The following is a 22,717-nucleotide window of genomic DNA, read 5'->3' on the forward strand; positions in this document are numbered from 1 at the left end:
TCCGTCCGAGAACTCTCTTTCCACGCAAAGAAATTGCAGATATTAAGGACGATCGTCCGGCGAGTTTCGTACGCCGCCCCGCGGCCCGAGCGACGAGGTACGTCCCACCCATGCGCATCGACATCAGTGAACGAGCCGCCCTGAAGCGGGTCCTCCAGGCGAGACGGGCGGCGATCGACCCGCTGACCAGGGGGTTCGTCCGAAGACCCGCCGGTCCCGGCCGGCGCGCGGCTGGGCTCAGCCAGGAGCAGATGGATGAGCTGCTCATGCGTGCCCGGGGTACGTACAACCGCTTCGAGAACGGTCAACTGGACCGCCCGTGCGCGGATTTGCTCGCTTCGGTTGCGAAGATTCTGGAGTTGAGCGAGCAGGAGTGGACGTTGCTGTGGTGGCTGACCCGCAAGGAGGAGCCGCCAGGCACCCTGCACGGCAGTACGGGGATGTCCGTCGCGGGGATGTGGGGGCAGCTGATCGAGAGGGTCGGCGACGCGGTGGCGTACATCAGCGACGCCGCGTTCGACATCGTCGCTCACAACGAGGAGTTCGTCCGTCTCTTCCCGCCGGGACGTGCCCCGCGCAACATCATGCGGTACCTGCTGCTCGACGCCGAGGCCCGGACCGAGACCCTGGTCGACTGGGAGACCCGCTGGGTGCCGGAGATGCTGACCCACTTCAAGCAGGCGGTGGTGCGGCGCCCGGTGGATTCCGTGCTCGGCCGGCTCGAACGGGACGTCCTCGCCGACCCGGTGACCGGCCCGCTCTACCGGGCGTGCGACCCCGTCCCCCTCTCGTACGCCGACGGCGCCGCCCTCCCCGTCCGCCACGCCCTCCACGGCCCCGGCGTCCTCACGACCTGCCTCGCGGAACCGCTCACGGCCCCGGGTGCCGTCATCAACCTCAGCGTCTACACGCCCGATCCACCCGCCTAGGCTCCCGCCCATGCTCATGAAACTGACGGCGATCACGCTCGACTGCGCCGACCCCATGGCCCTGGCCGCGTTCTACCACCGCGCCACGGGCATCCCGCTCGCCGACCGGTCCGACGACGAGTTCGCGGGACTGCGCGCCGCGGACGGCATGTTCCTCGGCTTCCAGCGCGTCGACGGCTACCGCCCGCCGTCCTGGCCCGGCCAGGAGGTTCCCCAGCAGCTGCACCTCGACTTCGACGTCGACGACCTGGAGGAGGCCACGGCCCGGCTGGTCGCCCTCGGTGCGACCGTCCCGGACGTCCAGCCCCGCCCGGAGCTGTGGCGGGTGGTCCTGGACCCGGCGGGGCACCCCTTCTGCCTGACGATCCCGCGCCCGCCCGTCTAGGAGGTGCGGCCGAGCAGCGCCTCGCCGAGCTCGCTCGCCCGGTAGTACACCTCGCGCCGGTACCGGTGCGAGGTCACCAGGCCCGCGTCCCGCAGCACGGCGAGGTGCTGCGAGACCGCGCCGGCGCTCAGGCCGGTCTGCAGGGCGAGGCCGGTGGTGGTCGTCGGGGTGCTCGTACGGCCGAGCAGTCCGGCCCTGCTGCGCCCGAGGAGCCGCCGCGGCCAGCTTCCTCGCCTCCGCGCTGCTCCTGTCCCGGATCCGCCGCCCGGATCCCAGGCCGGTGCGGGCGCCCGGGGCCCGACTGCGGGACGAGATCGCCGAGGGCCTGAGGTTCGTGTTCCGGGACCGGTTGCTGCGGGCGTTGACGCTGACGGCCGCGATCTCCAACCTGTGCGGCACGATCGGCGCGTCCATGCTCCTGGTCCTCCTTGCGGGTGACCTGGGCCTGTCGCCGTTCCTGTGCGGGCTGGTGTTCACGGCGGAGGCGCTCGGCGGCTTGCTCGGCAGCCTCCTCACGACCCGGATCGCGGCGCGCCTCGGCGAGGGGCGCGCGATGTGCGCCTCCGTGGTGGTCAGCGGGGTGCTGTGGCTGCTCGCGCTGCCGTTCTTCCAGGCGGACGGGCGGTACGCGGTGGCGTGCGTGCTCCAGGGGCTCGGCTGGACCGCCTTCATGACCTTCAAGATCAACTCGGTGGCCCTCCGTCAGCGCCTCACCCCGGCCCCCCTCCTCGGCCGTGTGACGGCGACCTTCCGCTTCGTGGTCTGGGGCTGCATGCCGCTGGGCGCACTGGTGGGCGGGCTGGTGGGGGAGTACGCGGGGGTGCGTACGGCGCTGTGGACCGGAGCCGCGGGCGAACTGCTGGCGGTGGTGCCCCTGCTGCCGGCGCTACGGGGACGGCGGGAGGTGTGACCGGAGGGCGTCGGCCGCGCCGATTGGTCTTCCGTCAACTCGGCGGGGTAGAAAGCTCCGTCGATCAATCATGATCACGTCACAAGGCTCTCTCATTCGGGGGAATGGAAGAATGACCTCAACTCGCCGTGTTCTCAGCGCGATTGCCCTTCTCGCCACCCTGGGCGGCGTCGCCGCCTGCGGTCCGGAAGACCCCACCGCCACAGGCGTGACCGGAGGTTCCGGCAGCAGCGCGGCGCCGTCGGCCACGGCGTCCGGGACGACGGACCCCGGCGAGGCCGGCAGCGGTGCCCCGGCCGACGACGTCGACGGCGACGGGAAGGGCGGGGACTGCGGCAAGCCGCCGGTCCTGCCCGAGGGGATCAAGAAGCTGAAGGTCCAGCTGATGCGTGACTCCGGCAGCTTCGAGGCCGCGGAGGCCAAGCCGCACTGCACGCCGAACGACTGGATCTACGGCGCCGAGCAGGACGACCCGAGCAAGCACTACGTCCTTCCCGAGAACGTCAAGGCGTACCTGTCCCTCGGCTCCGGCCAGTCGAAGCAGGTCGACCACGAGCAGCTGGCGCTGCACATCGACCGCTGCCTGGCCCAGGAGATCGGGGCTCCCACCGAGGACTACCCCAAGGTGGAGGCCCCCTTCGGCTGCTACAACAACGTCTATGACGTCACCCTGAACGCCAAGGGCGAAGTGGAGACGATGAAGGAGATCTGGAGCGTCTGACGACGTCCGTCGGCCCCGGCCGGGATCGGCGCTGGTGGTGGTGCGGGGGCAGCTGGAGGTGTGACCTGAGGGGCGGCTAACGTCGTCCCCTCAGGGAGGGGAACCCGTACATGAACCATGCACGCACGCGCGGCCGCAGACTCGCGGCCGCCGCCGTCACCATTGCCCTCGCCGCCACGGGCGGCACGCTGACCGCACTCCCGGCCACGGCGGCCGTGCCGGAGGCCGTTCAAGAGGACCAGCAGGCCACCACCGTGCCGTTCCCGCGCAACGCGGACGTCGTCGGCGCGGGCCCGAGCGGCTTCCTCTCGAAGGCCCGCGGCACCACTCCGGAGTTCCGCTGGACCTGGTACGCGGACGGCTCGTCGGTCGTGCTGCCCGGGGTCGTCTCGGCCGGCGCATCCTCGGACCTCGTCGTCACCGGCGACCGGTACTACCTGTCGGAAAGTCGTGTCCTGAAGCTCCACGACATGTCGACGCCCGCGTCGGCGGCCGCATCTCCAGTAGTCGTGAACCTCGACGAGCTCGGCACCGGATACAGCCTCGGTGGGGTCTTCGGTTCCACCCTCGCCGTCCTCGTGCCGACCGGGGAGGACAACTTCCAGACGCGCCTCTTCGGCTTGGAGGGTGGCAAGCTGACCGAGCGCCCGATCACCGGTCTGCCCGAAGACTGCGTCCCCAGCGTCGAAGGCGGCTACGCCGCCGGGGCCGCGGTCTTCGACTGCTGGGACCGTGCCGACGGACCGTGGGCCAAGGTGGTCGTCGACCTCACCACAGCGACCGCGGTGTTCTCACAGGCCATGGATGCCGGGCACCAGCCCGGGTGGCAGAACGCGATCTCCGACACGTACGCGGTGTGGCGGGAGGACGACGGGACCACAGAGTGGTTCGGTGTGCACCGGCGCGGCACGTCCGAGCGGAAGCTGATCAAGGCGAGTGGTTCCTCGTACGACCCGCTCCAGCTCGTCGGCGGCTGGATCACGCAGGGCCAGCAGGTCCACATCGATGCCACCGGCAACCCGAACGGCGCGTCCGCGCTCCAGACGCGGCCCTTCACCGCCGAGTCCGTCGAGACGGGTGAGAAGGTCCAGCTCCTCACGGCCTACTCGTCCGCTGTCGCCGGTCCCAGCGGCTCGCTCCTGGTGCGCGGTGGCACCCCTGAGCGGGGGGAGGGCCTCTACCGGATCTCGCCGCGCGTCGACGGCGGCCGGCCGGAGGTCGAACTCGTCGCGTCCACGGGGCAGTCGACCGTCGTCACAGTCACCGGCTCCACCGCCCCCACGACGCTCACCGGCGACCAGGTCGCGCGCGGGGTCGACTTCGGCTGGGACCTGTCCCGGGCCGACAGCCGGGTCTGGCTGACCCTGACCCACGTACGCAGCGGAAAGACGGTCTCCTACAACTGGTATCCCAGCATCGGTGCCGGCATGCCGCGCCACCTCACCTGGCACTGGGACGGCAAGGACCTGGAGAACGCGGACTGGGGGAGCCCCGCCCGCAACGGCGAGTACGAGTGGAAGCTCACCGCCCGCCCGGACGAGGGCATCGGCCCCGAGCTCGTCTCCACCGGCCGGTTCACCGTGACCCGCCCCGCCGCCCCGCACGACTTCGACGACGACGGCACGGCCGACCTCCTCGTCCGGGGCACCGACAATGTGCTGTGGCGCTTCGGCACCCTGCCCACCGCGCCCGGCGGCTCCCTGACGGACGCTGGCGCCACGCGCGTCGGCAGCGGCTGGGGGATCTACGACCGGCTGGAAACCGTCGGGAACATCGCGGGCACCACCGCGCCCGATGCCGTGGCCCGCGACAAGGACGGCGTCCTCTGGCTCTACCAGGGCACCGGCGACCGGTACAAGCCGCTCACCGGCCGTACGAAGATCGGTGCCGGCTGGCAGGTGTACGACCAGCTCGCGGGCGGCAGCGATCTGACCGGTGACGGCCGGGCGGACCTGATCGCCACCGACAAGGCGGGCGACCTGTACCTCTACAAGGGCACGGGCTCGACCACCGCCCCCTTCGCACTCCGCAAGAAGATCGGCTTCGGCTGGGGCGTCTACAACCAGCTCAGCGCCACCGGCAACCTCGCCGGCGGCCCGGCCGGTGACCTCCTCGCCCGCGACAAGGCCGGTGTGCTCTGGCTCTACCTCGGCAAGGGCGACGGCACCTTCGCCGCCCGCACGAAGGTGGGCGCCGGGTGGGGTTCCTTCACCGGCCTCACCGCCGTCGGCGACGCCAACGGGGACGGCCGCGCCGACCTGGTCGCCTCGAACGGCGACGAGACCTTCTACGCGGGCACGGGCGACTGGTCGGCTCCCTTCAAGCGGGGCGTATCCGTGTCCCTGACGCAGGACTCGTCGTACAACACCGCCTTCTAGCCCGCCCCTTCAAGTGAGGGCGCACTCCGCCCACACCGTCTTCCCCGGCGCGCCGAGCCTCGGGCACCAGCCCCAGCGCTCGGCGAGCCCGTCGACGAGCAGCAGCCCCCGGCCCCCGTCCGCCAGTTCCGGACCGGGGCCGGTGAGCTGTCCGGGCCGGGGCGGTACGCGTTCGGCGCGGGTGTCGCTGACCTCGATCCGGGCGACGGGCGGGGGCCCGTCCATGACCCGGAGGAGCAGGTGGAAGTCCCGCCCCGGCACATGCCCGTGCCGTACCGCGTTCGCCGCCAGCTCGGCGGCGACCAGGACGACGGTGTCGTGCGCCCCGGTCCCGTACGGGATCCCCCACTCGTCCATCCGTACGCCGACAAGCCGGCGCGCGAGCCGCGCGCCCCGGGCGGTCGACGTGAAACGGAGGGTGAAGACCCTGCTGCCCAAGTAAGGGGAGACGCCCGAGAGTTGGGTGGTGCCGGTGGGGCTGTCGTTGTTGCTCGTCATGCCCACCAAGCTCCTCTTGGTGGCGTAGCGTGACCAGTGGTGACGCACTGACGCGGCGGTGTTGTACGTGGGGTGTCGGTGCCGGTACGAGGGGCAGGGCGCGATGACGGAAGAGCAGCCGGGGACGGTCCCGGAGCCCGCCGCGGCGGACAAGTCCGGGCAGGGCGTGGTGGTGGCGTTCGGACAGAGCCTGAAGACGCTGCGGCTGCGGGCGAAGATGGAGCGGGAGGAGCTGGGCAAGCGGCTGGGCTACTCGGCGTCCACGATCGCCTCGTTCGAGCAGGGCAGGAGGATCCCGCCGCCGAGGGCGATCGACCGGGCGGATGAGGTGCTGGACGCGGGCGGGCTGCTGAAGGTCTGGAAGGACCAGCTGGAGCGGGCGCAGTACCCGGCGTTCTTCCAGGGGATGGCGCAGCTGGAGAAGCAGGCCATAGAGCTGTTGGTGTACGACACGATGATGGTCAACGGCCTGCTCCAGACCGAGGAGTACATGAGAGCGCTCCTGGCCATGCGGCGCCCGCCGCTGGACGAGGAGACGATCGAGCAGCGGGTGACGGCCCGACTGGCGCGGCAGGACATCTTCGACCGACGTCCCGCTCCTCTGCTGAGCTTCGTCATGGACGAGTCGGTGCTGCGGCACCGGTACGGCGGGAAGGGTGTCCTTCGCGGACAGTTGGAGCACCTGCTCCTGATCGGCCAGCGGCGGAACGTCGAGCTCCAGGTCATGCCGACCGACTGCGAGGACAACGCGGGCGTGAACGGCCCGTTCACGGTCGTCACGCGCAAGGACGCGAAGAAGTTCCTGTACGTCGAGGCGCAGAATACGAGCTCGTTGGCCACGGACCCGGAGCAGACCGTTCTCGCTGCTGCCCGCTATGGGATCATCCGGTCGCAGGCTCTCACCCCGCGAGAGTCGCTGGAGTTCATCGAGAAGTTGCTGGGAGAGCTATGAACAACACGGAATCCCTGGCCTGGTTCAAGAGCAGCTACAGCGGAACCGAAGGCGGCCAGTGCATCGAGGTCGCGACCGGCGCGGGAACCGTGCACGTCCGGGACTCCAAGGACGTGGCCCGTCCGGCCCTCCGGGTCTCGCGCGACGCGTGGGCCGGGTTCGTCGGGCTCGCCTCGGCGGAGTAGTACAACCGCCGCTTGTACGTGCGAGAGCCCTGCCCGTCCGAGCCGGACGGGCAGGGCTCACGTGGTGGGGCGGGCCTGCCGCGTCGGGTTTCCCCGGAGTCCCCGGTATGCGAGGCCGAGGAGGAAGGAGTGGAGCAGCGCGGAGAGGGCCGGCGCCGCGAAGAAGTACCCGGTCGCCAGGGCCGAGTCGCCGTTGGCGAAGTCGGGGAGGAGCAAGATCATGCTGGTCGGCGCAGTGATCAGGAGGAGCCAGACGGACGCGAAGCTGTCGTCTGTGATCACTGGGGCGAACACCACGGGGAGCGCCGCCACGGCCACCAGGCCGAGGTAGACCAGCGAGGCGGGGTTGGCGAACGTGAGCCGGACGAGTGTGCGGAAGCGGCTGTCTCGCATGATTGATTCCTCCTGCGCGGATCGGTTCCGTATGTCGACGGCGGTTCCATCGTGCGGCGAGGCGGCCCTCGGCGCCTGAGTAGCGCTACCCAAACCGTTGTGGGGGCCTGCGCGTTGTGGGCTGCGTAGCTGATCGCGGCGGCGGCCGCCGTGAGGGCGGTGGCGGGGGTCGGGGTGCCTGATCGGCGCCGGAGGCCTGCGGCCAGAGGACGCCGGGGACCTCACCTCCCCGGGCGGTGTCACGGCCGACTGCCGGCTACCAGCCCGCTGCGATCCCGCCCACCGGTGATCCCCGCACCACTTGATCCATGTGCGCACCAGGGCCGTTCATGCCTCACTGGAAAGGCAGTTAAGCCCCCAGACCGAAGAAATCGCTTCAACCATTGAGCGTTGAACGTTGATGCGCCGGAAAGGAAGTTGATCCCGTGATCCGAGGTGACGGCATCCGCCGCAACGTCGCTGAAGTCGACGACGACGAACGGGACGCGATGGTCCAGGCGATCAAGGACCTGAACAAGAGCTTCTATCCGGGATCCCGGGACGAGTTCCCGCCCGGCGGCGTCAGTAAATGGTTCAAGCAGGACGAGATCCACCAGGCGACGCACGTCCACGGGGGTCCGGAGTTCCTGCCGTGGCACCGCGAGCTCTGCAACCGCTTCGAACAGCTGCTCCGGGAGGTCAATCCAGCGCTGTCGTTGCACTACTGGGACTGGACCACGGATCCCGCCCCGCTCTTCACCCCCCGGTTCATGGGGTCGAAATCAGGTGATGCGGGAGACCCGTGGCTGAACGAGATCTACGACCCGCAGGCGGATCCCTTCCGCGGCGAGAGCGTCTCGGACGTCGCACACGGCAATCCCTTCGACCCGCCGCGCAGCCTCACGCGCGAGGTCCCGGACGGCCCGCCGGAGTTTCCCTTCTCGGACCGCTCGATCATCCGCTCGTCGAACTACCTCAGCATGCGGATCCGGCTCGAGAGCTGCCACAACTTCGCTCACAACTACATCGGCGGCACGATCGGCGATCCCCACAAATCCTTCCGCGACCCGTTCGTCTTCCTGCTCCACTCGAACGTGGACCGCCTCTTCGCCATGTGGCAGTACCAAGACCCCGCCACCCGGCTCGACCCCACCACCGTGTACGGGGACGACCCCGGCGAGCAGCTGTGGTACGTGCGCAGACTCCAGCCCTGGGACGGCTCGGGGAGGACACGCCCCTGGGTGCGGCCGGAGAGCGAGCGCGTGGTGAAGGACTACCAGCACCCCACCATCGTCACCCCGCCGCAGTACGACACGCTCCAGCCGGTGGGCGACGGCCCGCTCACGCCACAGCAGCTGCACGAACTGCGGCATGCACTCGGGGACGCCGTCGCCCTCCACGCGTCCCTGTCCGCCGCCCACGAGCACTAGCCGTATGTGTCAACAACGCTCGTGATCCATACACCCAGGGTGCGGACGTGAGCACCATCCCGCCGCGTTTCCTCTGGGCGATGGACGTCCTCGACGTCCGGCCGGACGAAAGCGTCCTGGAGGTCGGCTGCGGGAGCGGCGTGGCGGCCGCCCTGGTGTGCGCGCGTCTGACGGCCGGGAAGATCGTGGCGATCGACCGGTCCGAGAAGGCCACGGCACTCGCGCGCCACCGGCTCGCCGAGCACATCGCCGCCGGCCGGGCGGAGGTCCGCACCCTGGCGCTCGCGGACCTGGACGAGCGGCGGAGCTTCACCCAGGCGTTCGCCTTCAACGTCAACGTGTTCTGGACGCGATCCCCGGCCACGGAGCTCGCCGTCCTGGAGCGCGCGCTCGTCCCCGGCGGCCCCCTCCATCTGTTCTTCGGGTACAGCGGTGAAGACGCCGACAGGGCGCGGGAGGCCGCTTCCAGAACGGCGTCGGCCCTGGCCGCCCACGGCTACGCGACCGGGGTCCTGACCTCTCGCCACGCCACCTGCGTCAGGGCACGGCGGTGACTCGCGGAGGGTTACCCGTTCGGGGCGCCCAGGGTGTGTGGCCGGTGATTGTGGTGTGGACTCGGGAGGCGAGGGGGGTGGATGGGCTCTTTGACTGGAGATGAGCGTCGATGTCCCCGAGCAAGCCGAGTGTCGTGTTCGCCCACGGTCTGTGGGCCGACGGCTCCTGCTACAGCAAGCTGATCCCCGTCCTCCAGCGGGAGGGGCATGAGGTCGTGTCGGCACAGAACCCGCTGGACTCCCTGGAGGGAGACGTCGACGCCGTGCGGCGTGCGCTCGCGCGGGTCAGCGCGCCCGCGATCCTCGTCGGGCACTCCTGGGGCGGGTTCGTCATCACCGCGGCCGGGAACGACGAGCGGGTCGCCGGGCTCGTCTACATCGCCGCGCTGGCCCCGGACGCCGGTGAGACCCCGCAGGACCTGATCGGCAGATTCGACCCGCCGCCCCTCTTCGCGCACCTCGAGGAGGAGGACGGGCGGATCTGGATCGCCCGCGACGGCATCTCCGACTTCTGCGGGGACCTGTCCGAGGCGGACCAGCAGCTGGTGTGGGCGACCCAGATCTCCGCCAACGCGCAGGTACTGGGAGCCACGACCGACGACCCGGCGTGGAAGACCAAGCCCAGCTGGTACGTGCTCGCGACGCAGGACCACGCGGTCGTGCCCGCGCACCAGCGCTTCGCGGCCGACCGCATGGGGGCCACCACCGTCGAGACCGACGCCGCCCACGTCGTGATGCTCTCCAAGCCCGAGGTCGTGCTCGACGTCATCCGCAGCGCTGCGGCATCGGTCTAGACCGCCCGGACCACGAGGCCGAGCGCGAGCGAGCAGGTCGCGAGGCCGGAGACGAGCGCGCGGGCCGGGACGGACAGGCGGCAGACGGCGGGCGTGCAGAGCAGGGCGATCGGTACGGCCGCGACGGCGAGGCAGATCGGCACCCAGAGGAGCGGGATCCCGTCGGTCGGCCCCGCGTCCGCCTCCGCCCACATGGCCAGGAAGCCCAGACACCCGAGCAGCAGGAGGGCGATCGCCCACAGCACGCCGGCCACCACGGCGAGGCCGGTCCCGCGGCGGGGCGGTGGTGCCGGGCGGGCGGGGCCGTAGAGCGTCGCGTACGTGTCGGGGGTCAAGGCCGGCTCCTTCGGACGAGGTGACCCCATCGTCGGGTCCGGGGTGCCGCCCGGGCATGGGCGGGCGTGCTCATCTCCGGGCGGGCGCGTACTCAGTCGGCCGGGCCTCGACGGGACACCCCCTGGTCCTCCTCCTTCAGGACCGGGAAGCGGCGGGGGGCCAGCGTGAGGAGGGCCAGCAGGGCGAGGGCTGCCGCTGCCGCCGCGCCCAGGTAGACCCAGTCCACCGCCGCGTCGACCGCCCGCCGGATGTCGTCGGTGGTGTCGAGGGAGCGGGCCAGGGAGTCGAGGTCCGTGTCGGCGCCGAGGCGGGCGGCGAGGACGCCGTTCGCGACGGCGCCGAACAGTGCGGCGCCGACGCTCTGGCCGACCTGGCGGCAGAAGAGGACGGAGGCGGTGGTGGTGCCGCGTTCCTCGTACGGGACGGTCGACTGCACGCCGACGATCAGGGGCAGTTGGAAGAGGCCCAGGGTGCCGCCGAGGAGCAGCATCAGCAGTGCGGGCTGCCAGGCCTCGCCGGGGTACGGCAGGAACGGGAAGGCGAGCAGGAGCAGCAGCGCGCCCGAGATGCCGAGGATCGCGGTGAGGCGGAAGCCGATGCGGGTGTAGACCCGGTTGGAGAGCGCGGCCGTGATGGGCCAGCTCAGGGTCCACGAGGAGAGGACGAAGCCGGCGGCTATCGGGCCGAGGCCGAGGACCGACTGGGCGTACGTGGGCAGGAAGACCGTCGGGGCGACCATCAGCAGGCCGAGCGCGCCGAGGGAGAGGTTGACGGCGGCGATCGTGCGGCGGCGCCAGACCCAGCCGGGGATGATCGGTTCGGCCGCGCGCCGCTCGATGACGACGGCCAGGGCGGCGAGGGCGGCGGCTGCGCCGAGGAGGCCGAGGGACGGGGCGGAGAGCCAGGGCCAGGCGACGCCGCCCTGGACGAGCGCGGTGACGAGGACGGCTCCGGTGGCGAAGATCGCGAGGGCTCCGGCCCAGTCGATCCGCACGCGCGCGCGGGGTGCGGTGCGGGCGGGTTCCCGCAGGTGGCGGGCGATCAGCCAGAGCGCCACGACCCCGACCGGCAGGTTGATCAGGAAGATCCAGCGCCAGTCGGCGTAGCCGGCGAGGAGTCCGCCCACGGCCGGTCCTGCGATGGAGGAGGCGGCCCAGACGGAGGACAGCTTCGCCTGGATCTTCGGGCGTTCCTTCAGGGGGTACAGGTCGGCGGCGATGGTCTGGACGGTGCCCTGGAGGGCGCCGCCGCCGAGGCCCTGGACGATGCGGAAGGCGATCAGGGAGGCCATGTTCCAGGCGGCGGCGCAGAGCACGGAGCCGATGAGGAAGAGGACGGTTCCGGCGATGAGGACGGGCTTGCGGCCGAAGGTGTCGCTGAGCTTGCCGTACACGGGCAGGGTGACGGTGACGGCGAGCAGGTAGCCGGAGAAGAGCCAGGAGAAGACGGAGAGGCCGCCGAGGTCGCCGACGATCTGGGGGACGGCGGTGGACACGATCGTGCCGTCGAGGGCGGCGAGCCCCATGGCGAGCATGAGCGCGATGACCACGGGACCGCGGGGCCCGGCGGTGGGGGCGGTCGCCGGGGCGGGGCCGGCTCCGGCCCGGGTCGTCGACGGTTCCGTCACCGCACACCCTTCCTTTCTTCGTACACCTAAATGTCCGCGCACAGGGTCTCACTGCACAGGCGGCGCCGGATAGTCGTCGGTACCGGTCGCACCCCCTTCGGGGGGCCGGTCTCCCACCACGGGTGGAGAAACCCCTAGGGGCTCCTCCCCCATGCGGTCCAGGGGTCGTTCGTACCGGCGGAGGAGGTGAAGTGCCGTTCCGGCTTCTTAACTTGAACTTACAAACCCACCCACCGCTCCAAGGAGAAAACCGTGACTTCGGCTCTGACCATCCCCCGGCACGGGGGTACGGGAGAGGGAACGGCCGTCGCCGCGCGGGCGCGTCAGGTCGTGAAGGCGTACGGCTCGGGGGAGACCCGGGTCGTCGCGCTGGACTCCGTCGACGTGGACATCGCCCGCGGCCGGTTCACCGCGATCATGGGGCCCTCGGGCTCCGGCAAGTCGACCCTGATGCACTGCCTGGCCGGGCTCGACACCGTCACCAGCGGGCAGATCTTCCTCGACGAGACGGAGATCACCGGCCTCAAGGACAAGAAGCTCACCCAGCTGCGCCGGGACCGGATCGGCTTCATCTTCCAGGCGTTCAACCTGCTGCCCACCCTGAACGCCATCGAGAACATCACGCTGCCGATGGACATCGCCGGGCGGAAGCCGGACGCCGAGTGGCTGCGGCGGGTCGTCGACACCGTCGGGCTCTCCGAGCGCCTCAAGCACCGGCCGAACCAGCTCTCCGGCGGTCAGCAGCAGCGCGTCGCCGTGGCCCGCGCGCTCGCCGCCCGGCCCGAGATCATCTTCGGCGACGAGCCGACCGGAAACCTCGACTCGCGGGCCGGCGCCGAGGTCCTCGGCTTCCTCCGCGCGTCCGTGGACGAGCTGGGCCAGACCATCGTCATGGTCACCCACGACCCCGTCGCCGCCTCCTACGCGGACCGGGTGCTCTACCTCGCCGACGGGCGGATCGTGGACGAGATGGAGCGGCCCACCGCCGACGCCGTACTCGACCGCATGAAGGACTTCGACGCGCGCGGGCGGACGTCATGACCGTCCTCAAGACCTCGCTGCGCAACTTCTTCGCGCACAAGGGCCGGATGGCGCTCTCGGCCGTCGCCGTCCTGCTCTCCGTCGCCTTCGTCAGTGGGACGCTCGTCTTCACCGACACCATGAACACGACGTTCGACAAGCTCTTCGCGTCGACCGCGTCCGACGTCACCGTCAGCCCGAAGGCCGCGGGCGGCAACGACGAGACCCCGCAGAGCGGCCGCCCCGAGTCCCTCCCCGCCTCGCTCGTCGAGCGGGTCAGGAAGGTCGAGGGCGTCAAGGACGCGCAGGGCTCGGTCGCGTCGACGAGCATCACCGTCGTCGACGCGAAGAACAAGAACGTCGGACCGACCGGCGGCGCCCCGACGATCGCCGTCAACTGGACGCCCAACGAGCTGCGTTCGGTGGAGATCGCGTCCGGCCACGAGCCGCGCGGCCCCACCGAGGTCGTCGTCGACGGCGCCACCGCCGAGAAGCACGGCCTGAAGCTCGGCGACGAGCTGCGGACCATCGCCGTCACCGGCGACTTCACCGCGAAGATCGTCGGCACCGTCGAGTTCAAGGTCACCAACCCGGGCGCCACCGTCGTCTACTTCGACACCGCCACCGCGCAGCGTGAACTCCTCGGCAAGGAAGGGCTGTTCACCCAGGTCACCGCCGACGCGAAGGCCGGGGTCTCCGACGACGCCCTCAAGGCGAACGTGGTCGCAGCCCTCGGCGCCGACGCCAGGAACTACAAGCTGCAGACCGCCGCCGAGGTCGCCGACGCGGGCCGCGCGAGCATGGCCGGCTTCCTCGACGTCATGAAGTACGCGATGCTCGGCTTCGCCGGGATCGCCTTCCTCGTCGGCATCTTCCTCATCGTCAACACCTTCTCCATGCTGGTCGCCCAGCGGACCCGCGAGATCGGCCTCATGCGGGCCATCGGCTCCAGCCGCAAGCAGGTGAACCGCTCCGTCCTCGTCGAGGCGCTCCTCCTCGGCCTCGTCGGCTCGGTCGCCGGTGTCGCCGCGGGCGTCGGCCTCGCCGTCGGGCTCATGAAGCTCATGTCCTCGATGGGCATGGAGCTCTCCACCCGCGACCTCACCGTCGCCTGGACGACCCCCGCCGTCGGCCTCGCCCTCGGCATCGTCGTCACCGTCCTCGCCGCGTACATCCCCGCCCGCCGGGCCGGGAAGGTCTCCCCGATGGCCGCCCTCCGCGACGCGGGTACCCCCGCCGACGGCAAGGCCGGCCGGGTACGGGGCGGCATCGGGCTCGCCCTCACCGCCGCCGGAGCCGCCGCCCTGGTGGTCGCGACCCGCGCCGACGAGGCCGGACCCGGCTCCCTCTGGCTCGGCCTCGGCGTCGTCCTCTCCCTCCTCGGCTTCGTCGTCGTCGGCCCGCTCCTCGCCGGCGGGGTCGTCCGCGCCCTCGGCGTCGTCGTCCTGCGGATCTTCGGCCCCGTCGGCCGGATGGCCGAGCGGAACGCGCTCCGCAACCCGCGCCGCACCGGCGCCACCGCCGCCGCCCTGATGATCGGCCTCGCGCTCGTCGCCGGCCTGTCGGTGGTCGGCTCCTCGATGGTCGCCTCGGCCACCGAGGAACTGGACCGCTCCGTCGGCGCCGACTTCATCGTGCAGTCCGGCACCGGGCAGCCGATCGTGCCGCAGGCGCAGGCCGCCGTGGAGAAGGCCGCCGGCCTGGACCACGTCACCGAGTACAAGTGGGTCGACGCCAAGGTCACCGACCCGCGCGGCAAGGTCTCCACGGCCGACCTGGCCGCCACCGACCCGTCGTACGTGAAGGACCTGCGCCGCGAGGTCACCGCCGGCACCCTCACCGCCGCGTACGGCAAGGACGCGATGTCCGTCGGCAGCGACTACGCCACCGAACACGGCGTCAAGGTCGGCGACGTCCTGACCGTCGCCTTCAAGGGCGGCGACACGGTCGAGCTGAAGGTCGCGGCGATCACGGCGGACACCGGCCAGGTCGACAAGGGGGCGATGTACACCGACGTCTCCACCGTCACCCGCCACCTGCCCGCCGAGCGGGTCCCGAACAGCCTGCTCGTCCTGGCCAGCGCCAAGGACGGCCAGGAGACCCAGGCCTACCAGGCCCTCAAGGACGCCCTCGCGCCGTACCCGCAGTACAAGGTGAGCAACCAGGCCGACTACAAGGAGGAGCTGCAGAAGCAGGTCGGGCAGCTGCTGAACATCGTGTACGGGCTCCTCGCCCTGGCGATCATCGTCGCGGTCCTGGGCGTCGTGAACACCCTCGCCCTCTCGGTGGTCGAGCGGACCCGCGAGATCGGCCTCATGCGGGCCATCGGCCTCTCCCGCCGGCAGCTGCGCCGCATGATCCGCCTGGAGTCGGTGGTCATCGCCCTCTTCGGCGCCCTCCTCGGCCTCGGCCTGGGCATGGGCTGGGGCACGGCCGCGCAGAAGCTCCTCGCGCTGGAAGGCCTCGGGGTCCTGGAGATCCCCTGGCCGACGATCGTGACGGTCTTCGTCGGCTCGGCCTTCGTCGGCCTCTTCGCGGCCCTGGTCCCGGCGTTCCGGGCGGGCCGGATGAACGTCCTGAACGCGATCGCGAGCGAGTAGCAGCGGCGCGGGACGGAACGGGGGAGTGCGGCCCCGGTGGACTCTGCCAGGTCCACCGGGGCCGCACGGCTGTTCACCGGGCGGTGGGGACGGGATTCAGTCGTCGGCCCCGAAGGCCTCGTCGAAGCCCTCGGGCGGGTCGTCGAAGTCGTCGTGGAGGACGACGGGCGCGGTGAGGGAGGACCGGGCGGTGCGCCGGACCCTTCCCCCGAGCGGGATCACCTTCGCGACCGGTTCGCCGGACTTGCTGATGATCACCTCCTCGCCGCCGGCGACCGTTTCCAGGATCTTGGAGAAGTGGGTCTGCGCCTCGTGGACGTTGTACTGCCGGGCTGCTTCCATAGCGGCCTCTCACAGTGGGGAGGGCTCACAGCTGGGTGTGTGCGGGGTGGAACGAGTGTGGGCATCAAGCGTAGTGCGACGGGCTCACCCGGAGCCAGCTCTCCCGGTCTCCCGAGTGGCCCCGTTCCTCGGGGCGAGTGACAGTGCCACGTCGTAGGCTGGGGGCGCACCGGGCCGTACGCGCCCGGGACCACCCGGCCCGTTCGACGTGTCGGGCTGTTCGCGTTGCCCGCCCCCGTCGGACGAACCCGGGATGGAAGAAGCTCCATGAGCCTGCACGGTCTGCACGGCCTGCTTGATGTAGTCGTCAAAGACGCCGCCCTCGCCGAGGCGGTGAAGGCCGCCGCCGACGGGAACCGTCCGCACGTGGACCTGGTCGGGCCGGCGGCCGCGCGGCCGTTCGCCGTGGCCGCGCTCGCCCGGGACTCGGGGCGGCCGGTGCTCGCGGTGACCGCGACCGGCCGGGAGGCGGAGGACCTCGCCGCCGCGCTGCGGTCCCTCCTCGACCCGGACACGGTCGTCGAGTACCCCTCCTGGGAGACCCTGCCGCACGAGCGGCTCTCGCCCCGCTCCGACACCGTCGGCCGCCGCCTCGCCGTGCTCCGGCGGCTCGCGCACCCCCGTGACGACGACCCCGCCGCCGGGCCCGTCTCCGTCGTCGTCGCGCCCATCCGCTCCGTACTCCAGCCGCAGGTCAAGGGCCTGGGCGACCTGGAGCCGGTGGCGCTCAGGAGCGGGCAGACGGCGGATCTGAACGAGGTCGTGGAGGGCCTGGCGGCCGCCGCGTACTCCCGCGTCGAGCTCGTCGAGAAGCGCGGCGAGTTCGCCGTGCGCGGCGGCATCCTGGACGTCTTCCCGCCGACCGAGGAGCATCCGCTCCGGATCGAGTTCTGGGGCGACGACGTCGAGGAGATCCGGTACTTCAAGGTCGCCGACCAGCGCTCCCTCGAAGTCGCCGAGCACGGCCTCTGGGCGCCGCCCTGCCGCGAGCTGCTGCTGACGGACGAGGTGCGCGAGCGGGCCGCCGCCCTCGCCGAGGAGCACCCCGAGCTCGGCGAGCTGCTCGGCAGGATCGCCGAGGGGATCGCGGTCGAGGGCATGGAGTCCCTCGCGCCGGTCCTCGTCGACGACATGGAGCTGCTGCTCGACGTGCTGCCCAAGGGGTCCATGGCCGTCGTCTGCGACCCCGAGCGGGTGCGGACCCGGGCCGCCGATCTCGTGGCCACCAGCCAGGAGTTCCTGCAGGCCTCCTGGGCCGCCACCGCCGGCGGCGGCGAGGCCCCGATCGACGTCGGCGCGGCCTCCCTGTGGGGGATCGCGGACGTACGGGACCGGGCGAGCGAGCTCGGCGTGGCCTGGTGGTCGGTGTCGCCGTTCGCGGCGGACGCGGGCGAGGCCGACGGCGACACGCTGACCCTCGGCATGCACGCCCCCGAGTCGTACCGCGGCGACACCGCCCGGGCCCTCGCCGACACCAAGGGCTGGCTGGCCGACGGCTGGCGCACGGTGTACGTGACGGAGGCCCACGGCCCCGCGTCCCGCACGGTCGAGGTCCTCGGCGGCGAGGGCATCGCCGCCCGCCTCGACGCGGACCTCGCCGAGATCTCGCCGTCGGTCGTGCACGTGTCGACGGGCTCCATCGACTACGGCTTCGTCGACCCGGCGCTCAAGCTGGCCGTGCTCACCGAGACCGACCTGTCCGGCCAGAAGGCGGCCGGCAAGGACGGCCAGCGGATGCCGGCCAAGCGCCGCAAGACGATCGACCCGCTGACCCTGGAGGTCGGCGACTACATCGTGCACGAGCAGCACGGCGTCGGCCGGTACATCGAGATGGTCCAGCGGGCCGTGCAGGGCGCGACCCGCGAGTACCTCCTCGTCGAGTACGCGCCCGCGAAGCGCGGCCAGCCCGGCGACCGCCTGTACATCCCGACCGACCAGCTGGAGCAGGTCACCAAGTACGTGGGCGGCGAGGCGCCGACCCTGCACCGGCTCGGCGGCGCGGACTGGACGAAGACGAAGCAGCGCGCGAAGAAGGCGGTCAAGGAGATCGCCGCCGACCTGATCAAGCTGTACAGCGCCCGCATGGCGGCCCCCGGCCACGCCTTCGGCCCGGACACCCCGTGGCAGCGGGAGCTGGAGGACGCCTTCCCGTACGCGGAGACGCCCGACCAGCTGTCCACCATCGCCGAGGTGAAGGAGGACATGGAGAAGACGGTCCCCATGGACCGTCTGATCTGCGGCGACGTCGGCTACGGCAAGACGGAGATCGCGGTACGGGCGGCCTTCAAGGCCGTCCAGGACGGCAAGCAGGTCGCGGTCCTCGTCCCGACGACGCTGCTCGTGCAGCAGCACTTCGGCACGTTCAGCGAGCGGTACTCGCAGTTCCCGGTGAAGGTGCGGGCGCTGTCCCGGTTCCAGACGGAGACCGAGTCGAAGGCGACCATGGAGGGGCTGCGGGAGGGCTCGGTCGACATCGTCATCGGCACCCACCGCCTCTTCTCCTCCGAGACCAAGTTCAAGGACCTGGGCCTGGTCGTCGTCGACGAGGAGCAGCGCTTCGGCGTCGAGCACAAGGAGCAGCTGAAGAAGCTCCGGGCGAACGTCGACGTCCTGACGATGTCCGCCACCCCGATCCCGCGCACCCTGGAGATGGCGGTCACCGGCATCCGCGAGATGTCGACGATCACCACCCCGCCGGAGGAGCGGCACCCGGTCCTCACCTTCGTCGGCCCGTACGAGGAGAAGCAGATCGGCGCCGCGATCCGGCGCGAACTCCTGCGCGAGGGCCAGGTCTTCTACATCCACAACCGGGTCGACTCCATCGACCGGGCGGCCGCACGCCTCCGCGAGATCGTGCCCGAGGCGCGGATCGCGACCGCGCACGGCCAGATGTCCGAGCAGGCCCTGGAGCAGGTCGTCGTCGACTTCTGGGAGAAGAAGTTCGACGTGCTCGTGTCGACGACGATCGTCGAGTCCGGCATCGACATCTCCAACGCCAACACCCTGATCGTCGAGCGCGGCGACAACTTCGGGTTGTCGCAGCTCCACCAGCTGCGCGGCCGTGTCGGACGAGGCCGCGAGCGGGGCTACGCGTACTTCCTGTACCCGCCGGAGAAGCCGCTCACGGAGACCGCGCACGAGCGGCTCGCGACGATCGCCCAGCACACCGAGATGGGCGCCGGCATGTACGTGGCGATGAAGGACCTGGAGATCCGCGGCGCGGGCAACCTGCTCGGCGGCGAGCAGTCCGGTCACATCGCGGGCGTCGGCTTCGACCTGTACGTACGGATGGTCGGCGAGGCCGTCGCCGACTACCGGGCGCAGATGGAGGGCGGCGTCGAGGAGGAGGCGCCGCTGGAGGTGAAGATCGAGCTTCCGGTCGACGCCCACATGCCGCACGACTACGCGCCGGGCGAGCGGCTGCGGCTCCAGGCCTACCGCTCGATCGCCTCGGCGAACTCGGAGGAGGACATCAGGGCCGTACGCGAGGAGCTCACCGACCGCTACGGCAAGCTGCCCGAGCCGGTCGAGAACCTGCTCCTGGTCGCGGGCCTGCGGATGCTCGCGCGCGCGTGCGGGGTCGGCGAGATCGTCCTCCAGGGCTCCAACATCCGCTTCGCGCCGGTGGAACTGCGCGAGTCGCAGGAGCTGCGGCTGAAGCGTCTCCACCCGAAGACGGTCATCAAGCCGGCCGTCCACCAGATCCTGGTGCCGCGCCCGACGACCGGGAAGATCGGCGGGAAGCCGGTGGTGGGCCGTGAACTCCTCGCGTGGACGGGCGAGTTCCTGACGACGATCCTCGGAGGCTGAGGTCGTGGCGGCGCCCCTCTCGCGGGGGCGCCGCACCACGGAGGACTACAGCTCGTCGAGGTCCAGCGCCTCGGCCATCGCCCGGTAGCCCGCGTCGCCCGGGTGGAGGTGGTCGCCCGAGTCGTACGCGGGGAGGATGCGGTCCGGGTCGGCCGGGTCGGCGACGGCGCGGTCGAAGTCGACGACGGCGTCGTACGCGCCGGAGGTGCGGACCCAGGTGTTGAAGGCCTCCCGCTTGGCCTCGTTGGCCTCGGTGAAGTAGAAGGAGCCCTTGATCGGGGTGAGGGTGGCGCCGACGACCTTCAGGCCGTGGGCGTGGGCCTGCCGGATGAGGGCGCGGTGGCCCTCGATGAGCCGGTTCACGGAGACCTCGGGGGTCGGGCCGCCGGGGAACGCCGGGCCGCTGCCGCCGAAGTCGTTGATGCCTTCGAGGAGGACGACCGTGCTGACGCCCTTCTCGTTCAGTACGTCCTTCTCGAAGCGTGCGACGGCCTTCTCGCCCGCCCACGTGGTGTCGTCGGTGACCTGGTTGCCGCCGATGCCGTGGTTGAGGACGGCGCGGGACCGGCCGGAGGCGGCGAGGCGCTCGGCGAGCTCGTCGGGGTAGCGGTTGTCGGCGCCCGCCGTCGAACCGACGCCGTCGGTGATGGAGTCGCCGAAGGCGACGATGCCGTCGCGGCGGGCGGTGTCGCGGCCGCCGCTGACCTCGACGCCGGAGAGGTAGTACCAGGAGCTGCTGGTCTCGGTGAAGGCCGTGCCGGAGGCGTCGGCGCGGTGGTCGCCGGTGGCGCGGTAGCTGGTGGCCGAGGAGAAGTGGTGGAAGGTGGCGGGGCCGGTCGGGTCCGCCAGGTACAGGGTGACGGTGACAGACTCCAGGGCGGCGGTGTGGAAGGGCACGCCGTCGCTGAGGAGGGTGCCGCCGGCGGGGATCGTGACGGAGGTCCGGCCGCCGCCGAAGGCGAGCGGGCGCACCGAACCGGGCTGCACCGCACCGCCCTCGGCGGTGCGGGCGACGGTGGCGCCGGTGATCCGGAGCGGGCTGGTGCCGTAGCGGTTGGTCAGCTCGACGCGGGCCCTGGTGCCGCCGGCGGTGACCCGTACGACCTGGCGGACGGTCTGGTCGGCGAAGCCCTGCGGGGACCAGTTGGGGGCGAAGGGGGCGGTCGGCGCCTGCGGGGAGGCGGCCCAGGCGCCGCGCCACGCGGGGGCGTGGTGGCCGGGCGCGGTGGCGGTGGCGACGGCGGCGGGGTCAGGGCGAGGACGGCGGTGGTGGCCAGGGTGAGGGCGGTGTGACGCAGGGGCTTCGTGATCTTCGTGTACTGCTTCAAGGGCCCGCCCCCGCGGGCTATTCCCGTCCCTGGTGCGGGAGTTGGGCGGTGAGCTCCCGGAAGTACGCCTCGGGGGTCCGGTCGCCCATCGCCTCGTCGACGTTGTGGCTGAGGAGCAGCGTCGCGAAGCCGTGGGCCAGTGACCAGGCGGCGATGCCGGCGGTACGGGGGTCGGAGGCGCCCCGCAGGTCGGCGACGCCCGCGCGGAGTTCGGCGGAGGCGCGCTCCTTGGCGGCGAGGAGGTCCGGGTCGTCGGCGCGGAGGAGTTCGGGCCGGAACATGACCTGGAAGTGGGCCGGGTGGCCGACGGCGAAGCCCACGTAGCGGGCGCCGCGGTCGACGAGGGCCGGGGTGCCCGCAAGGGCTTCGGCGAGGAGCTCGTACCCCTCGGTGGCGATCGCGGTGAGCAGGCCCGTGCGGTCCTTGAAGTGGTGGGCGGGGGCGGCGTGCGAGACGCCCGCGCGGCGGGCGAGGTCGCGCAGGCTGAGCGCCCCGGGGCCCTCGGCGGCGATCACGTCGAGGGCGGCGGCGAGGACGGCCTGCCGCAGGTCGCCGTGGTGGTAGTTGCTCCGGCTCGTGGTCATGGCAGCAGCCTAGCCGCCATCTAGTCATTGACAAGTTTCGGCTTCGGCGTGCAATCTAGTCACCGACAAGATGTGGCTGAGGCCGGGAGGACACCGTGGACACCGCTCGCGTACGTCAGATGTGGCACCTGCTCGAACCCCTGCACTCCGTGCTCTACTACGCCCCCGAGGCCTTCGAGGAGGCCGCCGCCCTCGGCTACGAGACCGCCGACCGCTGGCCCTCCTACTTCGCCTGGCGCGCCGCCGCCCTCGGCCCCGTCGGACCGGTCCGCGTCGCCTCCGCCTTCTACGGCTTCAGCCCCGAGAAGGTCGCCCGGCACGTCCCCGCCGCCTGGACGGTCGCCACCCCCGCCGACGTGCTCGCCGCCCGGCTCCGCGCCGTCGACCGCATCTACCGGACCCTCCTCGGCCGGGAGACGCTCGACAGCCCTGCCCTCGCCGAGGCGGCCGGGCTCGCCCGCCGCGCCGCCGAGTCCGCCGGCCTCGAAGGCCGCCCGCTCGCCGCCGCCCACGCCGAGCTGCCCTGGCCCGACGCCCCGCACCTCGTCCTCTGGCAGGCGGCGACCATCCTGCGCGAGCACCGGGGGGACGGCCACATCGCCGCCCTGGTCGCCGCCGGCCTCGACCCGGCCGAGTCGCTCGTCTCCTTCGCCGCCGTCGGAGCCGCCCCGGAGCCCGTCTTCGAGAGCCGGGGGTGGAGTGCCGCCGCATGGGCCGCCGCCCGCGAGCGCCTCACCGCCCGAGGTCTCCTCGACCCGGAGGGGACGGCCACCGAGACCGGCCGCGCCCTGCGCGGCGAGGTCGAGCGCCGCACGGACGAACTGGCCGCCGGCCCCTGGGAGACCCTCGGCCCGGAGTCCACCGCCCGGCTCGCCGAGCTCCTGGGCGGGCCCTGGCTCACGATCATCGGCTCCGGCCTGCTGCCCTCCGAGAACACCCTCGGTATCGGCAAGATCTGACGC

At 71.7% G+C, this 22,717-nt stretch carries 21 protein-coding genes and 1 pseudogene; 14 read left to right on the forward strand and 8 right to left on the reverse strand.

The annotated features are described in order from the left end of the window. Positions 1-110: 110 nt before the first annotated feature. Both AC07AW_RS32585 and AC07AW_RS32590 read left to right on the forward strand, forming a co-directional pair. Positions 111-929 (forward strand): MmyB family transcriptional regulator, encoded by an 819-nt coding sequence (locus AC07AW_RS32585; RefSeq protein WP_478819065.1) that lies wholly within the window; start codon positions 111-113, stop codon positions 927-929. Positions 930-939: 10 nt separating this feature from the next. After that, positions 940-1,314, forward strand: a complete 375-nt coding sequence (locus tag AC07AW_RS32590; RefSeq protein ID WP_478819066.1) for a VOC family protein — start codon at positions 940-942, stop codon at positions 1,312-1,314. 113 nt (positions 1,315-1,427) lie between these two features. Here AC07AW_RS32590 and AC07AW_RS32595 read toward each other — a convergent pair. Beyond that, positions 1,428-1,502, reverse strand: a pseudogene (locus tag AC07AW_RS32595) (hypothetical protein); the annotation flags it as partial. A gap of 59 nt (positions 1,503-1,561) precedes the next feature. Between AC07AW_RS32595 and AC07AW_RS32600 the strand changes: the two are divergent. The 3 genes from AC07AW_RS32600 to AC07AW_RS32610 all read left to right on the forward strand — a co-directional run bounded on the left by AC07AW_RS32600 (position 1,562) and on the right by AC07AW_RS32610 (position 5,323). After that, positions 1,562-2,224, forward strand: a complete 663-nt coding sequence (locus AC07AW_RS32600; RefSeq protein ID WP_478819168.1) for an MFS transporter — start codon at positions 1,562-1,564, stop codon at positions 2,222-2,224. A 208-nt stretch (positions 2,225-2,432) separates the two neighbouring features. Further along, the gene (locus AC07AW_RS32605) at positions 2,433-2,945 is read left to right on the forward strand and encodes a hypothetical protein (protein ID WP_478819067.1); all 513 of its coding nucleotides are present in this window, start codon (positions 2,433-2,435) and stop codon (positions 2,943-2,945) included. Between the two features lie 110 nt (positions 2,946-3,055). Beyond that, positions 3,056-5,323, forward strand: a complete 2,268-nt coding sequence (locus tag AC07AW_RS32610; protein WP_478819068.1) for an FG-GAP repeat domain-containing protein — start codon at positions 3,056-3,058, stop codon at positions 5,321-5,323. A gap of 9 nt (positions 5,324-5,332) precedes the next feature. Here the strand turns inward: AC07AW_RS32610 and AC07AW_RS32615 are convergent, their stop codons facing one another. Continuing rightward, positions 5,333-5,821 (reverse strand): ATP-binding protein, encoded by a 489-nt coding sequence (locus tag AC07AW_RS32615; protein ID WP_478819069.1) that lies wholly within the window; start codon positions 5,819-5,821, stop codon positions 5,333-5,335. Positions 5,822-5,924: 103 nt separating this feature from the next. Here AC07AW_RS32615 and AC07AW_RS32620 point away from each other — a divergent pair, with 103 nt between their 5' ends. Both AC07AW_RS32620 and AC07AW_RS32625 read left to right on the forward strand, forming a co-directional pair. Then, a complete protein-coding gene (locus AC07AW_RS32620) occupies positions 5,925-6,773 on the forward strand; it encodes a helix-turn-helix domain-containing protein (protein ID WP_478819070.1) in 849 nt (282 codons plus the stop codon). Then, positions 6,770-6,958, forward strand: coding sequence for a DUF397 domain-containing protein (locus tag AC07AW_RS32625; RefSeq protein WP_478819071.1), 189 nt, complete (start codon positions 6,770-6,772; stop codon positions 6,956-6,958). The genes AC07AW_RS32620 and AC07AW_RS32625 overlap by 4 nt, the downstream gene beginning before the upstream one ends. A 57-nt stretch (positions 6,959-7,015) precedes the next feature. Here AC07AW_RS32625 and AC07AW_RS32630 read toward each other — a convergent pair whose 3' ends face one another. Continuing rightward, positions 7,016-7,351 (reverse strand): SCO4225 family membrane protein, encoded by a 336-nt coding sequence (locus tag AC07AW_RS32630; protein WP_478819072.1) that lies wholly within the window; start codon positions 7,349-7,351, stop codon positions 7,016-7,018. A gap of 425 nt (positions 7,352-7,776) precedes the next feature. On the opposite strand from AC07AW_RS32630, the gene AC07AW_RS32635 reads away from it, so the two are divergent. From AC07AW_RS32635 to AC07AW_RS32645, 3 genes are all read left to right on the forward strand, one after another. Beyond that, positions 7,777-8,760 (forward strand): tyrosinase family protein, encoded by a 984-nt coding sequence (locus tag AC07AW_RS32635; RefSeq protein WP_478819073.1) that lies wholly within the window; start codon positions 7,777-7,779, stop codon positions 8,758-8,760. Between the two features lie 47 nt (positions 8,761-8,807). Then, positions 8,808-9,314, forward strand: coding sequence for an SAM-dependent methyltransferase (locus AC07AW_RS32640; RefSeq protein WP_478819074.1), 507 nt, complete (start codon positions 8,808-8,810; stop codon positions 9,312-9,314). Between the two features lie 110 nt (positions 9,315-9,424). After that, positions 9,425-10,108, forward strand: coding sequence for an alpha/beta fold hydrolase (locus AC07AW_RS32645; protein WP_478819075.1), 684 nt, complete (start codon positions 9,425-9,427; stop codon positions 10,106-10,108). On the opposite strand, the gene AC07AW_RS32650 is transcribed toward AC07AW_RS32645, so the two are convergent. Both AC07AW_RS32650 and AC07AW_RS32655 read right to left on the reverse strand, forming a co-directional pair. Further along, on the reverse strand, positions 10,105-10,443 hold the full coding sequence (locus tag AC07AW_RS32650; protein WP_478819076.1) for a hypothetical protein: 339 nt from the start codon (positions 10,441-10,443) through the stop codon (positions 10,105-10,107). The genes AC07AW_RS32645 and AC07AW_RS32650 overlap by 4 nt on opposite strands. A gap of 92 nt (positions 10,444-10,535) precedes the next feature. Further along, positions 10,536-12,071, reverse strand: coding sequence for an MFS transporter (locus AC07AW_RS32655; protein ID WP_478819077.1), 1,536 nt, complete (start codon positions 12,069-12,071; stop codon positions 10,536-10,538). Between the two features lie 252 nt (positions 12,072-12,323). Here AC07AW_RS32655 and AC07AW_RS32660 point away from each other — a divergent pair, with 252 nt between their 5' ends. Together AC07AW_RS32660 and AC07AW_RS32665 are read left to right on the forward strand one after the other, a co-directional pair. Further along, positions 12,324-13,112 carry an ABC transporter ATP-binding protein gene (locus AC07AW_RS32660; protein ID WP_478819078.1) on the forward strand — a complete coding sequence of 263 codons (789 nt, stop codon included), beginning with the start codon at positions 12,324-12,326 and terminating at the stop codon, positions 13,110-13,112. Then, positions 13,109-15,691 carry an ABC transporter permease gene (locus tag AC07AW_RS32665; protein WP_478819079.1) on the forward strand — a complete coding sequence of 861 codons (2,583 nt, stop codon included), beginning with the start codon at positions 13,109-13,111 and terminating at the stop codon, positions 15,689-15,691. The genes AC07AW_RS32660 and AC07AW_RS32665 overlap by 4 nt, the downstream gene beginning before the upstream one ends. 96 nt (positions 15,692-15,787) lie before the next feature. Here AC07AW_RS32665 and AC07AW_RS32670 read toward each other — a convergent pair whose 3' ends face one another. Then, complete coding sequence (locus AC07AW_RS32670; RefSeq protein ID WP_478819080.1) at positions 15,788-16,033, reverse strand: type II toxin-antitoxin system Phd/YefM family antitoxin; 246 nt, start codon at positions 16,031-16,033, stop codon at positions 15,788-15,790. Positions 16,034-16,300: 267 nt separating this feature from the next. Between AC07AW_RS32670 and mfd the strand changes: the two genes are divergently transcribed. After that, a complete protein-coding gene (mfd, locus tag AC07AW_RS32675; protein ID WP_478819081.1) occupies positions 16,301-19,843 on the forward strand; it encodes a transcription-repair coupling factor in 3,543 nt (1,180 codons plus the stop codon). Positions 19,844-19,888: 45 nt separating this feature from the next. On the opposite strand, the gene AC07AW_RS32680 is transcribed toward mfd, so the two are convergent. Together AC07AW_RS32680 and AC07AW_RS32685 are read right to left on the reverse strand one after the other, a co-directional pair. Continuing rightward, the gene (locus tag AC07AW_RS32680) at positions 19,889-20,830 is read right to left on the reverse strand and encodes an SGNH/GDSL hydrolase family protein (protein ID WP_478819082.1); all 942 of its coding nucleotides are present in this window, start codon (positions 20,828-20,830) and stop codon (positions 19,889-19,891) included. Between the two features lie 358 nt (positions 20,831-21,188). Next, positions 21,189-21,755, reverse strand: coding sequence for a TetR/AcrR family transcriptional regulator (locus AC07AW_RS32685; RefSeq protein ID WP_478819083.1), 567 nt, complete (start codon positions 21,753-21,755; stop codon positions 21,189-21,191). Between the two features lie 119 nt (positions 21,756-21,874). Between AC07AW_RS32685 and AC07AW_RS32690 the strand changes: the two genes are divergently transcribed. Continuing rightward, the gene (locus AC07AW_RS32690) at positions 21,875-22,714 is read left to right on the forward strand and encodes an SCO6745 family protein (RefSeq protein WP_478819169.1); all 840 of its coding nucleotides are present in this window, start codon (positions 21,875-21,877) and stop codon (positions 22,712-22,714) included. Positions 22,715-22,717 lie beyond the last annotated feature (3 nt).

The organism is Streptomyces sp. NPDC044003 (genome assembly GCF_056435185.1).